Genomic DNA, 16,578 nt, shown 5'->3' on the forward strand with positions numbered 1-16,578 from the left:
TCTCTCCTCACATGCTCTCTACCCAACGGTGCAACGAAAAGGAAGGCCCGCCGGGTTCCGTCTCAACGGGTTACATCGAGCACCAGCTTGCCCCGGGTGCGACGGGAGCGCAGGTCCTGGTGCGCGCGGGCCGCGCCGGAGAGCGGGTAGACGCCTCCGACCTGGGGCTTCAGCGTGCCCTTGACGGTCATCGCGAGGAGTTCCGCGATCGGTTCGCGGTACATCCCGGGCCGGCCGAGGCAGTGCGCCAGCCAGAATCCGACGACGGCGCGGGAGCGGCCCATCAGCTGGGCGGGCGCGACGGGCGTCGCGGGCTCCCTCGACGCCATGCCGTAGGCGACCATGCGGCCGAACGGGGCGAGGGCGGCGAGCGAGGCGTCGAAGACCGGTCCGCCGGTCATCTCCAGCACGATGTCCACCTTGGCGCCGCCGTTGGCCTCGACCAGACGCTCCTTGAGCCCCTCGGCGGCGCCGTCCACCGCGACGTCCGCGCCGAGTTCGAGGGCCAGGTCGCGCTTGGCGTCGGTGGAGGCGGTGGCGATCACCCGGCCCGCGCCGAACTCCTTGGCGAGCTGGACGGCGAGCGAGCCGGTGCCGCCGGCCGCCGCGTGCACCACGACGCTCTCGCCGGGGACCAGCCGCGCGGAGGTGCGCAGCAGGTGCCAGGCGGTGAGGCCCTGGACGACCAGCGCCAGCGCCTGCGCGTCGGAGACCCCGTCCGGCAGGTCGTGCGCGAGGTGCTCCTGGACGGCGGCCTTCTGCGCGTAGCCGCCGTTGTCGGTGAGGGCGACGACCCGGCGTCCCTGTGCGGTGCGGCCGACCACCTCGGCGCCCGGCACCATGGGCAGCGAGGAGCGCGAGAGGTACGAGTTCTCCACGGTGTGCGTGTCGGCGTAGTTGACGCCGGCGGCGGAGACGTCGAGCAGCAGCTGCCCGGGGCCCGCCACCGGGTCGGGCAGCTCGGTCTCGTGCAGCACCTCGGGGCCGCCGAACTCGGTGATCTGGATGGCGCGCACGCTCACTCCTCTGCCGGCGCGATGGCCTTACCGGCTGGTACGGCCCTGCGCCGTAGAGACTACCGACTGGTAGGTATGTGGTCCACGAGGCCCCCCGCGGCGCCGGCCGGCGGGCCCGGGCCCGGGCCCGCCGGGCGCAGACCCGACGGGCTCCGGCCGCCGCCCTCAGGCGGCAGGGACCGGGCGCCCCGGCGGCGGGCCGACGTACCGGGCGGCCGGGCGGATGATCTTGCTGTCCTCGGCCTGCTCCAGCACGTTCGCGCTCCAGCCGACGACCCGGGCGGCCGCGAAGGTCGGCGTGAACATGTCCCGGGGCAGCCCGCACAGCTCCATCACCACGCCGGCGAAGAACTCCACGTTGATGTGCAGGTCCCGGCCGGGCTTCAGCTCGGCGAGTATCGCCTCGGCGCGCTCCTCGACCCGCACCGCGAAGTCGACCAGGTCGCCGCCGAAGGAGCGGGCGATGCCCTTGAGCATGCGCGAGCGCGGGTCCTCGGTGCGGTAGACCGGGTGGCCGAAGCCCATGATCCGGTCGCCGGCCAGCACGCGTTCGCGCAGCCAGCCGTCGATCCGGTCGGGGCTGCCGATGGCGTCCAGGGTGTCCAGCGCGCGGCTGGGCGCGCCGCCGTGCAGCGGCCCGGACAGCGCGCCGATCGCGCCGACCAGGCAGGCCGCGAGGTCGGCGCCGGTGGAGGCGATCACCCGCGCGGTGAAGGTGGACGCGTTGAAGCCGTGGTCCACCGTCGAGATCAGATAGCGCTCGACCGCCCGCGCCCGGGCCGGGTCGGGCTCCTCGCCGGTCAGCATGTAGAGGTAGTTGGCCGCGTGCGGCAGGTCGTCGCGCGGCTCGACCGGCTCCAGGCCCCGGCCGAGCCGGTGCAGTGCGGTGAGCAGCGTCGGCACCAGCGCGCAGGCGGCCAGCGCGTCGGCCTGGCGGCGCTCGGGGTCGATGTCGTAGAGCGGCCGGAACCCTGCCGAGGCGCCGGCCAGCGACAGCGCGGTGCGCAGTCCGGCGAGCGGCCCCGACAGGGCGGTCGAGCGCGCGACCGCGGGCAGGGCGTCCCGCACGTCGGCCGGCAGCCGGCGCAGCGCGGCGGTGCGGGCGGCGAACGCGGCGCGCTGGGCGGCGTCGGGCAGCGCGCCGTGGACCATCAGGTACCAGACGTCCTCGAACGTCCTGGTCTGCGCCAGTTCGACCGCGGAGAACTCCCGGTAGTGGTAGAAGCCCTCGGCCCCGCGGACGTCGCCGAGCGAGGTCTCGGTGACGACCACGCCCTTCAGGCCGCGGGGTACGTCGATGGGGGCGCCCGGCGCGGTCGGGTCGCTGTGCTCGGTGGTCGGCATCGTGGTCCTCCTGGGGTATGTACTTGACTGTCCATGATTGATTATCATGGTGTCAACATTGATTAAGCATTGATTGGATCGGAGTGAAGGTGGCCCCGATGCGGATACGGTGTGGCCCATGACGGAGGAGACCGCGCGGCACGGCGACGGGAACGGCGCTGTCGGCGGAGGCGGCGGGGACGACGGGCACAGCGGCGGGCGGATCGGCACCCAGGAGGCGGCCCGCAGGCTCGGCGTGAAGCCGGAGACGCTGTACGCCTACGTCAGCCGCGGGCTGCTGGACAGCAGGCGCGCGGCCGGCGGGCGTGGCAGCACCTTCGACCCGGGCCAGGTCGCGGCGCTGGCCAGGCGCGGCAACAAGGCCGGCGCCGCCGGTGGACCGGCGGCCGCGGCACCGGCCGGGACCGGCGCCGGGACCAGGGCCGGGACGGAAGCCGGGTCCGGTGTGGGCGCTGGTGCGGGAACGGCCGGTGACGCCTTCCGGGTCCGCACCGCCATCACGCTGATCGAACCCGACCGCTTCTCCTTCCGCGGGGTCGACGCGACCGAGCTGGCCGCCGCCTGCTCCTTCGAGGAGATCGCCGCATGGCTGTGGTCGGGGACGATGCGGCGCAGCGTGCGCTTCGAGGCGCCGCGGGAGCAGCTCGCCGCGGCGCGGGCGGCGGCCGCCTCACTGCCCGCCGGGTGCGGTCCGATGGACCGGCTGCGGGTGGCGGTGATCGCCGCCGCCGCCGCGGACCCGCTGCGCTTCGATCTGGCGCCCGAGGCGGTGCTCGGCACCGCGCGCGGTCTGATCCCGACCATGGTCGACGCGCTGCCGCCGGCCGGGGAGGCGGACCCCGGCGGCGGACCGCTGCCGGCGCGGCTGTGGTCGCGGCTGACCACGGAACCGCCGGACCCCGCCTGGCTGCGGGTGCTGGACACCGCGCTCGGGCTGCTCGTCGACCACGACCTGGCCGCCTCGACGCTCGCGGCGCGCGTCGCCGCCTCGGCCCGCGCGCACCCGTACGCCGTGGTGTCGGCCGGACTCGGCGCGCTCGACGGCCCGCTGCACGGCCAGACCAGCGCGCTGGCCCACCGGATGCTCGCCGAGGTGCTGGAGCGCGGCGGCGCGGCGCCGGTGGTCGCCGCGTACCTGCGGGCAGGACAGCCGATTCCCGGACTCGGCCACCGGCTCTACCGCGGCGAGGACCCGAGGGCCCGGATGCTGCTGGACCTGCTGGCGCGGGCGCCCGGGGCGGCCCCCGCGCTGGAGGCGGCCCGCGACCTGGTGGCCACCGCGGCCCGGCACGCCCCGCTGTACGCCAACGTCGACCTGGCGCTCGCGGTGCTCTCGCTGTCCCGCGCGATGCCCGCCGAGGCGGGCGAGACCGTGTTCGCCGTGGCCCGCACGGTCGGCTGGATCGCGCACGCGCTGGAGGAGTACGACGAGCGTCCGCTGCGCATGCGCCCCTCCGGCGCCTACGAGGGGCCCCGGCCCGGCCGCCCGCTGCCGGCGCCCGCGCCCGGCCCCGGCTCCGAGCCGGCGTCCAGGTCCGGGGAGGCGTGACCCCCCGAACCCCCCTCGGAAGCACCGGGGTCGGGACCGGGACCGGGGTCCTGCGGCTCCCGCGCGGCGGATCAGAGGCCGGTCAGACGCCGGTCAGGCGGGGGACGGCGCCCACGATCCGGGCCCACTCGGCGTCCGTCTGGCCGGGCACCATCCGGCCCGCCATCCGCCACTGGTCGGCGAGGGCCGCGTAGAGCGGGGCGTCGGCGCCGTGCAGAAGCGTTCCGCCGCGGGTCGGACGCCATCCCTGGCCGTCCGCCGCCGGCCCGATCTCTTGCCTGATCCACTTGGTTCCTGCCATACGCCGACCAACGAGCGCACGCCGGACCGCGCCACTACGCAGCGGGTGCGCACCACTCGGATGAGTGAACGACGGACCCCTGGCGCCAGGAATTTCCGGCTGCCTCGGCCCGTTGTGGGGGCATGAGCACTCTGGAGCTGACCAAGGAGAACTTCGACGAGGTCGTTTCGTCCAACGACTTCGTCCTCATCGACTTCTGGGCGGACTGGTGCGGACCGTGCAAGATGTTCGCGCCGGTGTACGACAAGGCGTCGGCCACGCACTCCGACCTGGTCTTCGCCAAGGTGGACACGGAGGCCCAGCCGGAGCTCGCGGCCGCTTTCCAGATCCAGTCGATCCCCACGCTGATGATCGTGCGCGACAAGGTGGCGATCTTCGCCCAGCCCGGCGCGCTTCCCGCGCCGGCGCTCGAGGACGTCATCGCCCAGGCCCGTGCCGTGGACATGGAAGAGGTGCGCAAGTCCGTAGCCGAGGCCCAGCCGGGCTCCTGAGCGGACGCCCCCGCCCACCCCTTGCCCTGCCCCGGGCGTAGCGTCACCGGCATGCCCGGCATGCCGGTGACGCCGCGCTGACCCCTGCCCTCGTCCGCTGCGTCGGCCCGCGTTGTCAGTGGGGCCGCCTAAGGTCGGTGGCTGGGAGGAGTCGTGGCTGGTGGAGAGCGTGTGGCGGTGGTGCCGGACCCGGTGGGTGCCGGCGGGCGGCTGCGTGCGCTCACCGAGGACGGAGTCCCTGCCGGCGCGGTGGAGCGCCATCCGGACCTGGCAGCCGAGGTGGCCCGGCGCGAGGCCGCGCGGCCGCCCCGCTGGGTGTGGGCCGCCACCGACGAGGTGTATCCGTGGCTGCTGGAGCGCTCCGGGACACGCCCGGCCCGCTGCCACGACGTGAAGCTCGTCGAGTCGCTGCTGCTCGGGCAGGAGGGCAGGCACCGGCGGCCGCGCTCGCTCGGCGCTGCCTGGGCCAGACTGCACGGGCTGCCGGAGCCGCGGGACGCGCCCGAGCCGGGCGCCGACGACCAGCCGGTGCTGTTCGCCGCCGACCGGCGCCATCTCCCGCCGCAGGCCGATCCGCTGGAGGCGCTCGTCGCCGTCCACGCCGACCAGCGGCGGCGGACCGGCGCGGGTGAACACCCCGACCGGATGGCGCTGTTGTGCGCCGCGGAGTCCGCGGGGGCGCTGGCCGCGGTGGAGATGGGACGCGACGGCCTGCCGTGGAGCGCCACCGTCCACGACGAGCTGCTGATCGGCCTGCTGGGGCCCCGCCCCGCCGGCGGGGCCCGACCCCCGCTGCTCAGCGAGCTGGCCCTGCAGATCCAGGACGCGCTCGGCGGCCGGCCGGTCAACCCCGACTCCCCCGCCCAGGTGCTGCCGGCCTTCGCCCGGGTCGGCGTGCTCCTCGACTCGACCCGCTCGCACGCGCTGCGGGCCGTCGACCACCCCGCGGCGGCGCTGCTGCTGCGCTACAAGGAACTGTCCAGGATGCACGCCGCACACGGCTGGGCCTGGCGGGAGAGCTGGGTGCGCGACGGCCGGTTCCGCGCGGAGTACGTGGTGGGCGGGGTGGTCTCCGGCCGCTGGGCGACCCGCGGGGGCGGTGCGCTGCAGATCCCGCGGCTGCTGCGCGCCGCGGTGGTGGCCGATCCCGGGCACCGGCTGGTGGTGGCCGACGCCGGGCAGCTGGAGCCGCGGGTGCTGGCGGCGATGTCCGGTGACCCCGGCCTCGCGCGGGCCTCGGCCGCGGGCGACCTGTACGCGGCGCTGGCCCAGGACGCCTTCCAGGGCGACCGGTCGCGCGCGAAGATCGCGCTGCTCGCCGCGATGTACGGGCAGACCAGCGGTGCGGCCGGCCAGCTGCTCGCGGTGATGCGGCGGCGCTTCCCCGCGGCGCTCGCCCTGGTGGAGTCCGCGGCCCGCACCGGCGAGGCGGGCGGGGTCGTGCGGTCCCGGCTGGGCCGTACCTCGCCGACGCCGTCCGCGTCGCGCCTGATCGACGAGGAGGCGGACCTGTCCGACGGCGCGTCACCCGATCTCAGGGCGGCCCGCTCCTGGGGGCGCTTCACCCGGAACTTCCTGATCCAGGCCAGCGCCTCGGACTGGGCGCTGGCCATGCTCGCCGCGCTCCGGCGGCGGCTCACCGCCATCGGGCCGGAGCCGCGGCTGGTGTTCTTCCAGCACGACGAGGTGATCGTGCACACTCCCGAGGCGCTGGCCGGTGCGGTGTGCGAAGCGGTGACGGCGGCGGGCGAGGAGGCCCGCCGCCTGGTGTTCGGCGACACCGCGGTGCGCTTCCCGCTGGAGACGCACGCGGTGGAGTGCTACGCGGACGCGAAGTAGCCCGCGCGGCGGCCCACCTGACGCCAGCGCTGTCGCTCCGTCCGGCGCGCCGCCGATCGCGTCACTTGTCGCCCGCGGCGTCCGACTCGGCCGCCGCCGCGGCGGAGTCGGCGTCGTCCACGAGCTTCTGCATGTGCGCCAAGTCCGACGCGGACGGCGCGGGCGAGGTCGACCCCTCCGACGGCGCGGCCGACCCGGAGTGCCCGCCGCAGCCCGCGAGCACCGCGAGCGCGAGCGCCGCGGCGGGCAGTGCCGCCAGTGCCCTTGCCCTGCGCGTCACTTCGCCTTCCCGCTGGTCGCGTCGCCCTGGGTGCCGCACCAGGTGCGGACGGCGTCCAGGTCGGTGCTGCGCTTGTCGAGCGTCGGGATCAGGGACTGCCGGAAGGTCAGCCGGTCCTTCAGGAACGTCGCCACGGCCGTGTCGCCCTTGGCGTTCGCGTTGTCGACCCGCTTCTGCAGCCGGGCGACGGAACCGCGGACGGTGTCATTGCCGTTGAGCCGCTGCAGGGCGCGGTCGATCCGCGCGTCGATCTTCGGCACCCGCTTGCAGAGCGCCTTCGCGCCGTCTCCGGTGGGCGCCTTCGCGGCGGGGTGCGCCTTCGCCGACGGCGACGGGGTGCTGCCGGTGTCGGCGGCGGCGGTTCCCGCGGCGGTGAGCAGTGCGGCGAGCGCCGCGGCGGCCGCGACCGCGGCCCGTGTGGTCTGCATGGGTTTCTCCTCTTCGACCGGCGGCGGCGCACCTTCGCGGCGCCGCTCGTCCCGGAGCGTAGGAACCCTCTTTGTGGAAACCTTGTGGCTCCGGCGGGGCCGCGGTGCCAAATCGTTCAGCCCTGGCGCAGCGCCCCCGCTCCTCCCGCGAGCAGCGTCAGGTCCTCGTCCCGCGCCAGCCGGCGGCCGGTCAGCAGCTCGTGTCCGCCGCCCAGTACGGCCGCGGGCACCGGCACCGGCGCGTCGGTGTGGCTGAGCAGGAACAGCCGGCGCCGCGCGCCCGCCTGCGCCCATCGGCGCACGGCGTCGACACCGCCGAGCGGACCGGGACGCAGGCCCCGACGCGAACTCGGACGCGGGCCGGAGAGCGGGGCGGACCCCCACCTCCGCCGTGATCCGCGCGAGCAGCGCGGCGTGGCCGGCGTCGTCCGGTTGGGGGTCAGCCGCCCGTGCTCGATCCGGTCAGCCAGTCGCGGTGGCGCGGCAGCGTCGGCGGCGCGGTCGCCCGTGGCAGCTCCAGGACGAAGCAGGCGCCCGGCCTGCCGTCCGGGCGGGCGGTGACGGTGACGGCGCCGCCGTGCAGGGCCGCCTGCTGGGCGACCAGCGCCAGGCCGAGACCGGAGCCGTCGCTGTCGGGGCGGCGGTGGAACCGGTGGAAGACGGCGTCCCGGGCGTCCGGCGGGACGCCGGGGCCGTGGTCGGCGACGGAGATCCGCACCGCGCCCGCGGCGCCGACCGGGCGCACCGCGACCTCGACGGTGCCCGAGCCGTGCACCACGGCGTTGGTGAGCAGGTTGTCCACCGCGGAGCGCAGCCCCGGCGGCCAGGCGACCACCGGGCACGGTCCGGCGGCGTCGCTGGTCACCGGCAGCCGCGGGTGGTCGCGCCGCAGGTCGCGCACCGCGGCGTCGACCAGCTCCACCAGGTCGACAGGCGCGAACGCGTCGGCCTCGACCAGGTCGCCCTGCGCGAGGGTGCGCAGCATGACGAGCAGCCCGAGCAGCCGCTCGTGCTCCGCCCGCAGGTCGGCGACGATCTCGGCGCGCTCGGCAGGGCCGGGCGCCGGATCGCCGTCCAGCACGTCGAGGTTGATGCGCATGCTCATCAGCGGGGTACGCAGCTCGTGGGAGGCCGCGGCGGAGAAGGAGCGGGCGCTGGCGAGCGCCTCGCCGGTCCGTGCGGCCTGCTCGTCGTAGCGGGCGAGCACGGTCTGCAGGGTACGGGCGAGGTCGTCGATCTCCGGTACGCCGCTGGCGGCGTGATCGAGGCGGGCGGCGCTGACCCGCGGGTCGAGTCCGGCCGCGCGGCGGCGCAGCAGCAGCAGCGGCCGGGCCAGCCGCACCGCGGCGAACCAGGCGACCGCGCCGGCCACCGGCGCGGTGAGCACGGCGACCCCGAGCACCCGACGCCGCACCTGGCTGATCTGCGCCTGGCCCGCGGTGTCGCCGGCGAAGAGCCAGAGCGTGCCGGGCGCGGCCGTCCGGGTGCCGCGGACCGGTACCGCGAGCACCCGCCAGCTCTGCCGGCCGGCCCGCACGGTGACCGGCGCGGCCGCGCCCTCCACCGACGGCAGCGGGACGGAGGCGGCGGGCTGCGGGCCGCCGGACACCGTGCCGCCGGGGCCGGTGACGCGGATGCCGACGTCCAGGGCGGCGGTGAACAGCCGCCGGCTGCGGGCCTCCTCGACGCCGGCCGGGCGGTCGTTGGCCATCGCCCGCAGCAGGTCTTTGGCCTCCGGCTGCACGTCCGCGGCGCGCTGCCGCAGATGGGCGTCGGCCTGCCGGTGCACGTCCCCCGCGACGAGCCGGACCATGATCCAGCCCGAGGCGAGGACCAGCAGCGGCACGAGCACCCCGACGGCGAGCGCGATCCTGGTCGACAGCCTCATGCCGTGCCGCCCGACCGCGCGGGGCCGTCCGCCGCATCCCGTTCGGCGGCCCGCTCGCCGGGGCCTTCGGCGTGAGCGTCGATGCCGTCGGCGGGCCGCAGCACGAAGCCCACGCCGCGCACGGTGTGCAGCAGCCGGGGGCGGCCGCCGGCCTCCAGCTTGCGGCGCAGGTAGCTGACGAAGGTGTCGACGGCGTCGCTGCGCACCTCGAAGTCGTAGCCCCAGACGCGGTCGAGCAGCTGGTCCCTGGTCAGCACGATGCCGGCGTTGCGGGCCAGCACCTCCAGCAGCTCGAACTCGCGCCGGGTGAGGTCGAGCGGTTCGCCGTCGCGGGCTGCGGTGCGGGCGGCGGGGTCGAGGACGACGCCGCAGGCCCGTATCCGGTCGTCGGACTGCGGCGGGCGGCGGCGCAGCAGGGCGTGCAGCCGCAGCACCAGCTCCTCCAGGGCGAACGGCTTGACGAGGTAGTCGTCTGCGCCTGCCTGGAGTCCGGCGACCCGGTCGGCCACCTCGTCGCGGGCGGAGAGGACCAGCACCGGCAGGTCGCTGCCGCCCTCGCGCAGCGTGCGGCAGACCTGGATGCCGTCCACCCCGGGCATCGCGATGTCCAGGACCAGCACGTCGGGCGGGGAGGCGGCGAGCAGGTCGAGCGCGGCTGCTCCGCCGTCGGCCTCGCTGACGGCGAAGCCGCGCAGCCGCAGCGCGCGGGTCAGCGAGCGGCGGATCGCCGCGTCGTCGTCCACCACCAGGACCCGCCCGGTCGCCCCGCCGCCGGCCCCCGCTGTTCCCGCTGTTCCCACTGTTCCTGTCATCCCGGTCTTTCCTGTCGGCTCCGCCACCCGGACGCACCTCCGCTCCCCGGCCCGCAGCATGGTTGCATCGCGGGAACCATGTGTGCACGGCCGGGGAGCGGAGAGCGTTGTGCCGGGGACGTCAGCCGGTGTACTGCGCGAAGGTGCGGGTGAAGTCCCAGGCGTTCTGCGAGACGCCCGAGCAGGTGTCGTCGCCCGGGTAGCCGCCGGGGCACGGCCGGTCCCGGTTGGCCGACCAGAAGGTCAGCCGGGCCAGGTGGTGGGCCTGGGCGTAGGCGAGGATGGTCCGGAAGTCGTTGACGGTGACGGTCTCCGGGTTGTCCCCGTCGGTGATGCCGTTCATCGACGAGATGCCGCTGTGCCGGTAGGCCGTGTCGTCGCTGTAGCCGTAGGCGCTCTTCAGGGCGTTCTTGAGCCCGTCGGCGGCCTTGGTGGTGAGGTTGCCCATGTTCTGGCCGGCGCCGCCGAAGTCGAACGGCATGATCGTCCAGGCGTCGACGCTCAGGCCGGAGGCCGCCGCCTTGTTGATCAGCCCGGTGTCGGGTCCCGACTGGCCGGTGCCGATGGTGACGTAGACCGCGATGCCCGGGTTGTTGGCCTTGATCGTCTTCAGCGCGTCGACGGTGCGCTGCTGGACGGTGCCGTTGCTGTAGGCGTCGGCCTCGATGTCGATGTCGATCGCCTTGAGCCCGTAGGCGCTGATCACCTTCTGGTAGGCCCCGGCGAGCGCGCTCGCGCTGGTGCAGGACTGCTCCAGCTTGTTGCCGCTGTAGCCGCCGAAGGACGGGACGACGTCGCCGCCGGCCGCGCGCACCTTGGTGATGGTGGTCTGGTCGACGCCGCCGGTGAGCGGCCGGCCGCCGTCCCACTGCGGGTTGCAGGTGCCGTTGGAGAGCACGAAGGCCAGCGTGAACCACTTGACCCCGGTGGCGTTCATGATCGTGGTCGGGTCCGGCGGGTTGCCCCAGCCGTTGTACAGGTAGGGCGCGACGGCCTGCACCGTGGTGCCGGTCGGCGGGCTGGTGGGCGGCGTGGTGGTGCCACCGCCGCCGGTGGGCAGCGTCCACTTCTGGTTGGCCGAGCCGGCGCAGGTCCAGATCTGCAGCCGGGTGCCGTTGGCGGAGCTGGGCCCGGTGGCGTCCAGGCACTTGCCGGACCCGGCGTTGACCAGCGTGCCGCTGCTCGCGGTCCACTTCTGGGCGGCGGTGCCGTTGCAGTCGTAGAGCTGGATCTGCGCGCCGTTGGCGGTACCGGCCGAGGTGACGTCCATGCACTTGCCGAGGGCCCGCAGGGTGCCGTCGGAGGAGACGGTCCAGGTCTGCGCGGCGGTGCCGTTGCAGTCGTAGAGCTGGACAGCGGCGCCGTTGGCGCTGCTCGCGGCGGCCACGTCGACGCACTTGCCGCCGTAGCCGGAGATCGCTCCGGCCGGGTCGGCGCCGAAGGCGCTCTGGGCGATGCCGAAGGCGCCGAGGGCGCCGGCGGCCAGAGCCGCGGCGCTGAGGATGCTGGTGGACTTCTTCATCAGCCGGTGTACGTCCACTTCTGGTTGGCGCCACCGGTGCAGGTCCAGATCTGGAGCCTGGTGCCGTTGGCGGAGCTGTTGCCCGAGGCGTCGAGGCACTTGTTCGCGGCCGGGTTGACGATGTCGTGGGCGCTGGTGACCACCCACTGCTGGGCCGCGGTGCCGTTGCAGTCGTAGAGCTGGATCTGCGCGCCGTTGGCGGTGCCGGCCGCGGTCACGTCCAGGCACTTGCCGAGCGCCCGCAGCGTGCCGCCGGTGCTGGTCCACGCCTGGGCGGCGCTGCCGTTGCAGTCGTAGAGCTGGACAGGGGTGCCGTTGGCGCTGTTGGCGGCGGCCACGTCGACGCACTTGCCCGCGATGCCGGTGATGGCGTGGCCACCGCCGCCGGTGGTGCCGCCGGTCGTGCCGCCGGTGCTGCCGCTGTCGCTGGTGGTGACGTGCACGTAGTCCACGACGAGCTGCTGCGGGAAGGTGGTGCTGCCGTCGGGGTCGCCGGGCCAGTAACCGCCGACCGCGAGGTTGAGGATGATGTAGAAGGGGTGGTCGAAGACCCAGCGGTTGCCGCCGAGGTCGGCGGGGGTGCGGGTCTCGTAGACGGTGCCGTCCACCGACCACTTGATGGAGTTCGGCGCCCAGTCGACGGCGAAGGTGTGGAAGGCGTCGGAGAAGCTCTGGCCGTTCGGCAGGGTGTATCCGGCGCCGATGCCGGCCGAGCCGGAGTACCCGGGGCCGTGGATGGTGCCGTGCACGCTGCCGGGCTCGAAGCCGACGTTCTCCATGATGTCGATCTCGCCGTCGGTCGGCCAGTTGCTGCCGCCGAGCAGCCAGAACGCGGGCCACATGCCCTGGCCGCGGGGCAGCTTCATGCGGGTCTCGAAGTGGCCGTACGCCTGGGTGAACTTCTGCGGGGTGGACAGCCGGGCCGAGGTGTACTGGCAGCTGCCGTACCAGCACTGGTAGTTGGCCGGGTTCTCCTTGCGGGCGGTGATGACCAGGTCGCCCTGGCCGTCGAGGGCGGCGTTGTGGGCGCCGCTGGTGTAGTACTCCCGCTCGTGGTTGTTGACGTTGTCGCCGGTCTCGTACCCCCACTTGGAGCTGTCGGCGGCGCTGCCGGCGGCGCCGTTGAAGTCGTCGGTGAAGGTGGCGGTGGCGGCCGCGGGCGCCGCGTCGGCGGCGGCCGCGGTGGTATGCCCGGCGCCGGTCTGCAGCCAGCCGCCGACGAGCAGGGCGGCGGCGGCGAGCAGGACGAGCGGACGGGGGCGGAATCGTCGGGTGGGGGGTGATGCCGACATGCCGGAACTCCTCGGTCGGGGGGAACGGCGGCCGTACGAAACGGCGAAAGTGGTCATGCGCCTGACAGTCCATGAGGCGGCGCACACCCAGGGAGACTTACATCACGTCTTAGTTCAGGACGTGATTTAAATGGCGGGGATGTGGCCCGTCAAGGGATACGGCAAAGGTCCGTACCTAAAGTTCCCTGCAGCGCACCAGCACCGCCAGCACCACGACCCCCGGGATCAACGGCAGCCAGGCCGTGACCAGCCGGTAGCCGAGCACCGCGGAGGTCGCCGCGACGGCCGAGGCGCCGGCCGTCACCAGCGCGAGCCCGAGGGCGGCGTCGAGCGAGCCGAGGCCCGCGGGCGTCGGCAGCCAGCCGGTCGCGGTGCTCGCGCACAGGTACGCCACCACCACGCCGCTCACCGGCACCGGAGCGTGCACCGCGCGCACCACCGACACCAGCACCGCCGCGTGCATCGCCGGGAAGGCCAGCGAACCGCCCCACAGCGCGGCGATCCTGGCCCGGCTGCAGTGCAGCGTCCGCACGTCGGCCGCCACCGAGGAGAGAAACGCGCGCAGCCGGTCGCGCAGCCTGCGCGCCCACCGGGTCAGCACGTAACCGCAGGTCAGGACGGCCGCCACCACCACGCTGACGACCAGCGGGTGGTCCGGCACCGAGGCGCCGCCCGAGGTGACCCGGCGGATGTGCAGCGCGCCGGGGAAGGAGGCCAGCACCACCAGCAGCAGCACGATCCGGCCGATCACCGCGGCGCAGGCGCGGACCGCGAGCGCGGCCACCGAGCGGGTCGGGCTCAGTCCGCGGCGGACCAGGAAGCGCAGGTTGACCGCGTTGCCGCCGACCCCGGCGGGCAGCACGTGGTTGGCGGCGGAGGCCGCGAACTGCGCGGCCAGCAGGCGGCCCGGCGGCAGCGTCTCCACCACCGCGCCCTGCTGGGCGGTGGCCGAGCACACCCAGGTCATGACGGCCGCGGCGACCGCCGCGGCCAGCCACTCGCCGTCGGCGGAGCCGAGCCGGCCGGCGCTGGAGTCGATCAGCGGCCACTTGACCGCGAGCAGCGCCGCCACGGCCGCGAGCGGGAGCGCCATGGCCGTCGACCGCACCGACGTGCGCTGCCACACGGCACTCTCACTGCGGGCGATGGACACGGGGACTCCTCGTCGCGAGAGCGGGCGCGGCGTGCGAGACGGCATGTGCAGCGTAGGCGTTCCGTGCCCGCGGGTCCCACCCGCGCAGGGCCACTTGGGTCAACGTTCAGCCGAACATCAGCCGACGAAACGGTTCGCCGCCGCACACCGCCCGGCCTGGGGGTATCCGGGCGCGACCCAGCCGCCGGCCCGCGTGGTGCGTGCGGACCGGCGGCTGCTTCCCTCGGCGCGGCCGGCCGGCGGTGAGAGGGCCGCCGGCGGCCGTTCATGGGCGCGGTGGATCAGGCGGCGGGCGCCGTCCACTGCTGGTTGGCCGCTCCGGTGCAGCTCCAGATCTGCAGCCGGGTGCCGTTCGCCGAGCTGGGCCCGGTGGCGTCCAGGCACTTGCCCGAGCCGACGTTCACCAGGGAGTTGTTCGCACCTCTGGTCCACTGCTGGGCGGCCGTGCCGTTGCAGTCGTACAACTGCACCTGGCTGCCGTTGGCGGTGCCCGCGGACGCCACGTCCATGCACTTGCCGAGCGCCTGCAGCGTGGTGCCCGAGGCGGTCCAGGACTGCGCGGTGGTGCCGTTGCAGTCGTAGAGCTGGACGGCGGCGCCGTTGGCGCTGCTCCCGCCGGCCACGTCGACGCACTTGCCGCCGTAGCCGGTGACGGTGCCGGTGTGGCCGGGCGAGGTGCCGCCGCCGCTGCCGGGCGTACCGGCCCAGGTGAAGGTCGCCGACGCGCCGGCGGGCAGGGTGTAGGCGAAGCTCTCGTTGCCCCAGTTGACCCGCAGCTGCTGCGGCGAGGTCGCCTCGTTGTAGGCCACCAGCGCCTTGGAGCCGTCCGGGTTCTTCCACGCGACGTTGCGGATCGTGGAGTTGTCGTTGGAGTTGATCCGGTGGGCGCCGGGCTTCACGAACTTGGTCAGCTGGCCCATCGTGTAGTACTCGATGGTGTAGTCGACCTTCCCGCTGCCGTCGTTGTGCACGGTGATCAGGCCGGTGCAGGTGCCGCAGCCGCCGTTGTGCGGGCCCATGTTCTGATCGACCGCCAGGCTCCACTTCACCCAGCTCTGGCCCCAGTTGCGGGTGTAGTCGATCAGGTTCTCCATGTCCTCCTTCTGCTGGTTGCCGATCCAGGTGCCGCCGGAGTGCTCGGTGTCGAAGGAGGGCACGTTCGGGTACTGGTTGTGGATCGTGGTCTGGGTGCTCACGCTGCCCGCGTAGCCGTGCCAGGCGATGCCGCCGAAGTTGGGGTCGTTGCGGATCGAGGCGTCGTCCACGGTGGGTGCGGCGAAGCCGGCATAGGAGTCAGGGTTCCAGTCCAGCGCCAGCACCTTGGTGGACAGGCCCGCACCGTGCAGCGCCGGCAGCAGGTTGGTCTTGGTGAAGTACGCCAGGCCGGAGCCGTTCCAGTTCGCGCCGGGGTAGTCGCCGCCGACGGTGGGCTCGTTCTGCGCCGAGATGTAGTCGATGGGCACGCCGGCGGCCTGGTAGGCCTGGATGTACTTCACGAAGTACTGCGCATAGGCGGCGTAGTACTGCGACTGCAGCCAGCCCTGGACGTAGCTGCCGTTGTCCTTCATCCACGGCGGCGGGGTCCAGGGGGTCGCCATCACCTTCAGGTTGGGATTGAGCTGCTTGGCCTGCTTGGTCAGCGGCACGATGTCCGTCTGGTCGTGCGCGATGGAGAAGTGCGCCAGGCTCGGGTCGGTCTGCCCGGAGGGCATGTCGTCGTACGTGTAGCTGTACCGGGCCAGGTCGGAGGCGCCCATCGGGTTGCGCAGGAAGTCGACGCCGATGCCGTTCACCGGGTCGAAGAGCTTCTGCATGACGGTGCTGCGGGCGGACGCGGACAGTGCGCCGCTGGAGTTCAGCAGATAGGCGGCCGTGTCGGTGAACGAGGCGCCCGCGCCGGTGAACTGCTGGTAGGTCGTGCCCTCGTCCACCGTGACGTTCTGCCCCGAGCCGCCGGTGCCCGAGCTGAAGGCGATCGGCGCCTGCTGCTCCAGGCCCTTGGCCACGGTGCGGCCGCCGGAGTCGCTGGTGGTGGTCAGGTAGACCTGGACGTTCTCGCCTGCGGCGTGGGCGGTGGAGGAGACCGCCAGGACCGGGGTGAGGGCCGCGGCCGCGGCGGTGAGCATCCCCAGGAGGATGCGCCGCGGCCGGCGTCGCGTGCCGCGGTGATGGATGGCTGCGCTCATGGGTCGTTGCCTTTCTCGGCAATGGCATGGGCCTGACACGTGCGACCGTGCAGGAACGACCGTGCAGCGAGGGGGTCTGCACGCTTGTTTCACTACTTGTTTCACGCCTTATATCGCGTCGTGATTTAACTCGCGCGCATCACAGGACGTCAAGGCATCGGACAGGGTTCGGAGTGGTGAAACAACGTGAAACACGATGGCGCGCAAGCGCGCCGAGAGGTGGGCGTGCCGTGACCTGCACCGACCCGCGCGCTGCGCGGGAAGGGGCGGAAGGGGCGGTCGCGCAGCCCGCGACGGCTAATTCCCCCCGCCCGGGGGCGCGCACCCCGGCGCCGCGCCGAACCGCCGGCCGGGCCCGGAGCCCGTGGGGAGCCACGCGCGGCGTAGCGACGGGAAGCCCCGCGGGGCGGGCGGGTCCGCCTACCGGCGCGGGGCCGGAGCGCCGCGCGGGCCGGTACGGGCCGGACCGGCGGCCGG

The 16,578-nt window shown here is 74.3% G+C and carries 15 protein-coding genes; 3 read left to right on the forward strand and 12 right to left on the reverse strand.

Features of this window, described 5'->3' with window-relative positions; genetic code table 11:
• Positions 1–62: 62 nt before the first annotated feature.
• Both V2S66_RS10185 and V2S66_RS10190 read right to left on the reverse strand, forming a co-directional pair.
• Entirely contained in the window at positions 63–1,016 is a 954-nt protein-coding gene (locus V2S66_RS10185) for a quinone oxidoreductase family protein (protein WP_330794260.1), read from the reverse strand.
• Positions 1,017–1,181: 165 nt separating this feature from the next.
• Positions 1,182–2,360, reverse strand: a complete 1,179-nt coding sequence (locus V2S66_RS10190) for a citrate synthase/methylcitrate synthase (RefSeq protein WP_330794261.1) — start codon at positions 2,358–2,360, stop codon at positions 1,182–1,184.
• Positions 2,361–2,478: 118 nt separating this feature from the next.
• Here V2S66_RS10190 and V2S66_RS10195 point away from each other — a divergent pair, with 118 nt between their 5' ends.
• A complete protein-coding gene (locus tag V2S66_RS10195) occupies positions 2,479–3,909 on the forward strand; it encodes a citrate/2-methylcitrate synthase (protein WP_330794262.1) in 1,431 nt (476 codons plus the stop codon).
• 82 nt (positions 3,910–3,991) lie between these two features.
• Here the strand turns inward: V2S66_RS10195 and V2S66_RS10200 are convergent, their stop codons facing one another.
• Positions 3,992–4,210, reverse strand: coding sequence for a hypothetical protein (locus V2S66_RS10200; protein ID WP_330794263.1), 219 nt, complete (start codon positions 4,208–4,210; stop codon positions 3,992–3,994).
• Positions 4,211–4,332: 122 nt separating this feature from the next.
• Between V2S66_RS10200 and trxA the strand changes: the two genes are divergently transcribed.
• Complete coding sequence (gene trxA, locus V2S66_RS10205; RefSeq protein ID WP_330794264.1) at positions 4,333–4,701, forward strand: thioredoxin; 369 nt, start codon at positions 4,333–4,335, stop codon at positions 4,699–4,701.
• 153 nt (positions 4,702–4,854) lie between these two features.
• Positions 4,855–6,540 carry a bifunctional 3'-5' exonuclease/DNA polymerase gene (locus V2S66_RS10210; protein WP_330794265.1) on the forward strand — a complete coding sequence of 562 codons (1,686 nt, stop codon included), beginning with the start codon at positions 4,855–4,857 and terminating at the stop codon, positions 6,538–6,540.
• A 61-nt stretch (positions 6,541–6,601) separates the two neighbouring features.
• Here the strand turns inward: V2S66_RS10210 and V2S66_RS10215 are convergent, their stop codons facing one another.
• From V2S66_RS10215 to V2S66_RS10255, 9 genes are all read right to left on the reverse strand, one after another.
• Complete coding sequence (locus V2S66_RS10215) at positions 6,602–6,820, reverse strand: hypothetical protein (RefSeq protein ID WP_330794266.1); 219 nt, start codon at positions 6,818–6,820, stop codon at positions 6,602–6,604.
• Positions 6,817–7,248 carry a hypothetical protein gene (locus tag V2S66_RS10220; RefSeq protein WP_330794267.1) on the reverse strand — a complete coding sequence of 144 codons (432 nt, stop codon included), beginning with the start codon at positions 7,246–7,248 and terminating at the stop codon, positions 6,817–6,819. Before V2S66_RS10220 ends, V2S66_RS10215 begins: the two co-directional genes overlap by 4 nt.
• Positions 7,249–7,364: 116 nt before the next feature.
• Positions 7,365–7,550, reverse strand: coding sequence for a hypothetical protein (locus tag V2S66_RS10225; protein ID WP_330794268.1), 186 nt, complete (start codon positions 7,548–7,550; stop codon positions 7,365–7,367).
• Between the two features lie 137 nt (positions 7,551–7,687).
• A complete protein-coding gene (locus tag V2S66_RS10230) occupies positions 7,688–9,136 on the reverse strand; it encodes a sensor histidine kinase (protein WP_330794269.1) in 1,449 nt (482 codons plus the stop codon).
• Positions 9,133–9,948 (reverse strand): response regulator transcription factor, encoded by an 816-nt coding sequence (locus V2S66_RS10235; RefSeq protein ID WP_330794270.1) that lies wholly within the window; start codon positions 9,946–9,948, stop codon positions 9,133–9,135. The genes V2S66_RS10230 and V2S66_RS10235 overlap by 4 nt, the downstream gene beginning before the upstream one ends.
• A 121-nt stretch (positions 9,949–10,069) precedes the next feature.
• Positions 10,070–11,470: a ricin-type beta-trefoil lectin domain protein gene (locus V2S66_RS10240; protein WP_330794271.1), complete on the reverse strand. Its 1,401-nt coding sequence runs from the start codon at positions 11,468–11,470 to the stop codon at positions 10,070–10,072.
• A complete protein-coding gene (locus V2S66_RS10245; protein WP_330794272.1) occupies positions 11,470–12,762 on the reverse strand; it encodes a ricin-type beta-trefoil lectin domain protein in 1,293 nt (430 codons plus the stop codon). Before V2S66_RS10245 ends, V2S66_RS10240 begins: the two co-directional genes overlap by 1 nt.
• A 175-nt stretch (positions 12,763–12,937) precedes the next feature.
• Entirely contained in the window at positions 12,938–13,915 is a 978-nt protein-coding gene (locus tag V2S66_RS10250; RefSeq protein ID WP_330794273.1) for a lysylphosphatidylglycerol synthase transmembrane domain-containing protein, read from the reverse strand.
• Positions 13,916–14,196: 281 nt separating this feature from the next.
• On the reverse strand, positions 14,197–16,101 hold the full coding sequence (locus V2S66_RS10255; RefSeq protein ID WP_330794274.1) for a ricin-type beta-trefoil lectin domain protein: 1,905 nt from the start codon (positions 16,099–16,101) through the stop codon (positions 14,197–14,199).
• Positions 16,102–16,578: the final 477 nt, after the last annotated feature.

The organism is Actinacidiphila polyblastidii (genome assembly GCF_036353415.1).
Classification (GTDB): domain Bacteria; phylum Actinomycetota; class Actinomycetes; order Streptomycetales; family Streptomycetaceae; genus Actinacidiphila; species Actinacidiphila polyblastidii.